The organism is uncultured Olegusella sp., assembly GCF_947253395.1.
Classification (GTDB): domain Bacteria; phylum Actinomycetota; class Coriobacteriia; order Coriobacteriales; family Atopobiaceae; genus Olegusella.
The window spans coordinates 1-4,895 of record NZ_CAMXYY010000099.1; the positions used below are offsets into that span (position 1 = coordinate 1).

At 47.6% G+C, this 4,895-nt stretch carries 4 protein-coding genes and 1 tRNA gene; 1 reads left to right on the plus strand and 4 read right to left on the minus strand.

Features of this window, described 5'->3' with window-relative positions; genetic code table 11:
- Both Q0X25_RS07060 and pfkB read right to left on the minus strand, forming a co-directional pair.
- Positions 1 to 350, minus strand: a 350-nt coding sequence (locus Q0X25_RS07060) for a phosphoenolpyruvate-utilizing N-terminal domain-containing protein (protein ID WP_298580495.1), incomplete at its 3' end; no start/stop codon positions are given.
- A gap of 104 nt (positions 351 to 454) precedes the next feature.
- Entirely contained in the window at positions 455 to 1,390 is a 936-nt protein-coding gene (gene pfkB / locus Q0X25_RS07065) for a 1-phosphofructokinase (RefSeq protein WP_298580498.1), read from the minus strand.
- Positions 1,391 to 1,716: 326 nt separating this feature from the next.
- Here pfkB and Q0X25_RS07070 point away from each other — a divergent pair, with 326 nt between their 5' ends.
- Entirely contained in the window at positions 1,717 to 3,660 is a 1,944-nt protein-coding gene (locus Q0X25_RS07070; RefSeq protein WP_298580500.1) for a DUF4012 domain-containing protein, read from the plus strand.
- An 18-nt stretch (positions 3,661 to 3,678) separates the two neighbouring features.
- Here the strand turns inward: Q0X25_RS07070 and Q0X25_RS07075 are convergent.
- Positions 3,679 to 3,754: transfer RNA gene (locus Q0X25_RS07075), tRNA-Arg, on the minus strand.
- Between the two features lie 410 nt (positions 3,755 to 4,164).
- Positions 4,165 to 4,895: ADP-ribosylglycohydrolase family protein (locus Q0X25_RS07080; RefSeq protein WP_298580505.1), on the minus strand; the 731-nt coding region annotated here is incomplete at its 5' end.

Sequence of the window (4,895 nt, forward strand, 5' to 3'; positions counted from 1 at the left end):
TCTTCCATATTGATAAACATGTTGTAGTACATGTTATAGGCTTCAGAAACAGCCTGCTCAGCGCACATACCCTCATCAATACTGTCATTGACACTCTCGAGAATGCCATCATCTTCGGCAAACTCAATATGAGCACCCATAATGCCAGCCTCATTTTCGAGGCCATCTTCCTTCATACGCTTGATTTGCTCATTCGTACGAGCAATAAACTTGTCACGAGCAGCCGAAAAACGAAGTTTTTCAGCCTCTAGATCTTTGGGGGCCGTCGGAGTGAAGGAGAGATCAGGTTCCACTGCGACACGTGCGACACCAATGCCGATGCCATCTGATGCATTAACGCCTTTAAACATATGCACTCCTCTGTTGCGTTCCCATAAGACACGCGCCTGATGGCGCGGCAAATCCATTGACGCCATCTCCGTATAAAGCAAGAAGACAATGTCTAAGACCGAGCCTATTTCTGCTTTGCCTGCTTGTTGATGAGATCGATGAGGCGACCGTACACGCGATCGATAGTTGCGCGCTTGGCAATGCCCTTGCTTGCTGCGGTAGCCGTACCGCAAGCAGAGGCAAAACGTAGAGCATCCTCATAATCAGCACCAGCAGAAACCATGGCGACAAAACCAGCAACCATAGAGTCGCCCGCACCTGTAGCGTTAACAAGGCGAATCTTTGTTGTAGGCACGGTGTGCATCACACCATTCTCGTCAAGCAGCAATGAACCATGTCCACCACAGGAAACAATAACGTTTTGTGCACCGCGCTCCTGCAGCTCACGGGCATAGGGCTCACACTCTTCAGGAGTTTCGGGGTGAGAATTAAAAATGCGACCAACCTCATGATTGTTGGGCTTAATCAAGAAGGGCTCTGCATCCAGTGACTGCAACAGCAACGTACCAGGAGCATCAACGACAAAGCGAATACCACGACCCTTGAGACGACGCATAATAATCTCATACATATTTTCAGGCAGAGACTTAGGGATAGAGCCCGTCAAAATAAGGGTATCTCCCTCACCAATAGCATCGATGCGATCAAGCAGCTCATCGACTTTCTTCTCAGAAATCTTGGGGCCCATACCGTTGACCATTGTCATTGCAATGCCAATAAGCTTGACATTAATACGGGTGAAGCCCTTGTCCAAGCGGACAAAATTACAGGTGAGACCTGCCTCCTGTAGCATTTGCAGCATGTAGTCACCCGTAAAGCCAGCAAGTAGGCCCAAAGCAACATTGGGAACTTGTAGCTCATTGAGAAGCGTCGAGACATTGATACCATTACCACCGCAATAAATTTCTTCACTCGAAGAGCGGTTAGTGAAACCCATATCCAGCGTCAAAGGATGCATGACGTAGTCAATGGCAGGGTTGAGGGTCATCGTGTAAATCAACGCGAGCTCCTTTCCAGATACCAACACTATTCATCTTCTCACATACTTTAGACTTTGCGGAACGAAAAGAGAGAATAATTTGGAAGACGGTCGTTTAAGCCAGCTGTACGTACGGTAAAAGGTGGTATCGGTTTCATATTTGAGTGCTCACATCATCTTCAATGCTGCCATCAGGCGCAAAAATCAGCCTATACATGCATAACGGACAAGCAATACAGCACCGAAAGATCTCTTTTATCAGTATCATAGTGTGGAGGAAGATAATCAAATGCAGGAAGTGTTCAACCGCGCTTTTAAGCACGGATTGAAGAAAGCAGATTTTGCCCATGGGTAATCAAAAGAAATCCCGCGAAGAACGCCTCCGTAATGTTCGCGCACGTTCTGCCGGTCGCGCGACCATTCAACATCCCATGAACGAGCGCGAAAAACAGACTGCTTATGTTACAAACTATTCAAAAAACCGCATGCCGATCACTCGCCATCGTGGTCTTCATCGTCTACCGTCGTTGCGAATGGTACTGGGCGCCGCAGTTGTAGTCCTTGTTATCGCAGGCGCCATTGCAAGCAATGCCATCTCTGGTGAGGTGCGCAAAGCGGGAAGCAAAGCAAAACAAGTCATGGCAAGTTATGCCAGTTTTGAAGACGCTGTAGATGCGGGAGATGTCGCTGCAGCAAATAAGGCTTCCGCCGCAATGATTGCCGACGCGGATAAGCTAAAGTCACTTACCCAAGGTTCGCTCTGGCGTTTTGTGTCAATTTTGCCTGTGGCGGGACATGATGCTCATACAGCTCAAGAACTTGCCTCTGCTGCCCAGCTACTCTCACATGACATCGTCGAACCTTTTATGAAAGTTGCCCAAAAGGAGAATAACGTCCAAATCCTTTCAAGTGGCAAAGTTAATCTTGCGCTCCTCTCAGGCACACTCGATACGCTCAATGACAATCAAGCAAAAATAAGCAATACAAAAAAGCAGTTATCAGCTCTTGACGCTACGGGAGATTCCGACTTTGCAAAAGCAACTCAGCATGCTCAAAAAGCCTTCAATGAGCTGGCTTTGCGCAGCCAACTTGCTCATAAACTTGCACCCCATGCTGCAACGATTCTTGGTTCTCAAGAAACACGCAACTATCTGGTGGTTGTTCAAGACAACGATCGACTACGTTCCTTGGGAGGCGCTCCCCTTAGCAGGAGCATCCTGACAGCATCCAATGGTTCGTTGGTTTTACAGCCCTTCTCACATGATGATTCTTTTAGTGCTCCCTTAGGTGGTGACAAGCTCCTCAAGACATCTGCTGCAGAAGATGAGCTTGTGGGAGACACACTGAGTTCACAACCATCACAAATTACCTCCATCCCCAAGCCGTCACGTGCCGCCGAACTACTCGCGCAGGCTTATGAAAACCAGACAGGCAATCACATTGATGGGGTGATTTTGCTTGATCCTTATGTTGTACAGAATTTGCTTGCTATAACAGGTGATGTCACCCTTGATGATGAAATCACGCTTGATAGCAAGAATTTTGCTGAATATGTCCTTAAAGAACTCGCGCAGAATACTGGTTCTTGGGAACAGGGTAAAAAGATTGATGATGTTTGCAATGCCAGCATAGGCCCTTTGTTTGAAAAGCTGGGCGACATTGATACTGCCAAACTCACCAAGACGCTCCATGCCAGCGTCAAGCAGGGCAGACTGTCTTTGTGGCTTGCTGATACGGAGGAAGAAAAGCTCATTTCCGACCTCGGTTTTGCTGGTATAGATGACAATGACAAAAAGTCTCCTGTCTTGGGCGTTTATATCAATGAAAAAACCAACGGGCGCATTAACTGGTATCTACATGCACAGACAGAGATTGACGAGGCATCCAAGGAATCTGATGGCAGCGTTAGTTATCAAGTCACAACAACACTTACCAATACACTCGATATGTCCACGCTTTATGAACTTTGGAGTAGTGCAGGTGGCTTTGTTGTGTTGGGCAATGCAAGCGCAGGTAGACGTAGTGATGCCGATATGATGTTGCAGCTCTACCTACTTGCATCCGAAGGCATTTCGATAAGCGATGTGGATGCCAAGAGCGAGTCGCAAACAGCTAATGGCCTGAGCTTTAGCCATGAGCCTATGGAATGGGATGGACGCAAACTTGAAAACTGCGCGGTGCAGCTTGACTACGGTGAGACAGTTACTATCACCTACAAACTCATCTGTCCTGCTGATGCTGGCAAACCAACTCTCAGGCAGACTCCTTGCGCACACGCTGATAAAAACTGAAAATTGCACGCGTAAAAATGGTGCGCCCTGGCGGACTCGAACCGCCAACCTACAGTTTAGAAGACTGGTGCTCTATCCATTGAGCTAAGGGCGCCCGCTACACAACTAGTGCAGGCATATCCTACCACGACCTACACTATCTCGTGTCCTACGTATCTTAGATTTTATTGAGCATGAAAACATTTCAGAATAAGGTTGATTATCAGCCAGCCTTAATACCCCGCAAATCGTTGCAATCCGAGCTTGTAACCTTTTCTATATCCCACCAATCGTTGCAACCTGAGCTTGCAACGATTTCCTTAACAGGCTAACTAGCTGCAGTTTTATGTATTTCAGCAGGTAAATCAATTCCGTTGCAACCTGAGGTTGCAACGGTGTAAGTGCTGGGTAACTTGCTAAGCTTGCTTATTTAGGAAAGCATTTATCCAAAAAGCTACTGTTTGTGGTCTTAAATATACTTCTCGGTACAAAACCAGCTTCTGTTTTAGCTAAGCCAGTAAAATATTAAAACAAGCAGGACTCAATCAAATCTTTTGCGCGCAAAGCAGAAACCCACTCGACGGGAATAGCATCATAACCATAAAGCACACCTGCCAATGCACCAGCAATAGCAGCAGTGGTATCCGTGTCCGAACCCAGATTAACTGCAGCAAGTACACAATCCCGATAGCTTGACGTATTTGCTAAACACCAAAGTGCCGCATCATAGGCATGCTGCACAAAACCACTGGATGCAGGTGCAGGCTGCCCCTTCCACTCTCCCGCCACTTCCGCCGCAGTCGCACCAGCGGCTAAGCGCCTGAGAATGTGAACAAAGCTCACACAGACAGTACAGCTCAAAGCATGCGCATGCGTAATAGATGAAACCGCACGGATATCCCTATCACTTGCCGCAATAAAGGCAAGAGGAGCAATACGCATAAGCGAACCATTACCGTTATCCCACTCGCCCTCACAGCCATATCCCTGTCTTAAGGCCGCTGCAGTTGTATTGCCCACACCAAAACTAATGCCATCAGGCGTATATGCACCTTCATACAACCAATGGCAAAAACGCTCGCGCATATCAGTAAGGTCAATCAAGCCACACGCGCGAATGCTGTCACAGGTTGCCAAAGTCATGCTGGTATCGTCCGAAAAGGTTCCTGCTTCTTGGTCATGTGTTCCGTGTCCCACCATGTCTGTGCAACAAAAACTTCCACGCTCACAAAACTCATACGGCACGCCCAAGGCAT